General features: G+C 40.2%; 2 protein-coding genes. Both read right to left on the minus strand.

The annotated features are described in order from the left end of the window. Positions 1-92 precede the first annotated feature (92 nt). On the minus strand, positions 93-248 hold the full coding sequence (locus UF06_RS26925) for a hypothetical protein (protein ID WP_171816752.1): 156 nt from the start codon (positions 246-248) through the stop codon (positions 93-95). Between the two features lie 29 nt (positions 249-277). Beyond that, positions 278-400, minus strand: coding sequence for a DUF3265 domain-containing protein (locus UF06_RS24830; protein WP_082069746.1), 123 nt, complete (start codon positions 398-400; stop codon positions 278-280). Positions 401-569 lie beyond the last annotated feature (169 nt).

The raw sequence follows: 569 nt of genomic DNA on the forward strand, positions 1-569 counted from the left end.
TGAGACCGTCAAATAGCAGTAATAGATCAAAACTGTCGATCGCGGTCAAGATGGTGTCGTGGTTTTTATGAAAAACTGATCGCCAGATCACACTATTTAAATTCTGGAATTAGCTGCGGAATGACGGATCCAATAGCCTCCGCTGCTAGTGAAATAATATATTGTTGGATGAGAGGCCAGATATTTTCAACAACCCAAGGCCAAAACACTTCAACTATTTTCTTAATTATTGTTTCTTTTATTGCCATTTTATAACCTCAATTTTCCATTAATAATACTAACGCCGCGTTAAGGGGTGAATGCCGCATAAACCAAGTTTCCGCAGACCGCTTTCACCACCAAAAATCACCGCATACAAAAAATGCCACGCGGCATGAATCCCTCTTGAACGCCTTGTTATGCTTAAGCTTCAATGGGTTACGTTTTTCTGGAAACAAGATTAGGTTCATCCGGAAAATCGATACCTGAATGGCTTTTCTGATACCATATCGCCAAAAATAGCCAGTTAATGTCAACTTCACTTCTTTACCATCGCTTTGGAATACGCGGCCCTTTCCATTATTGCTCTA

Source organism: Vibrio sp. S234-5, assembly GCF_000960595.1.
Taxonomy (GTDB): domain Bacteria; phylum Pseudomonadota; class Gammaproteobacteria; order Enterobacterales; family Vibrionaceae; genus Vibrio.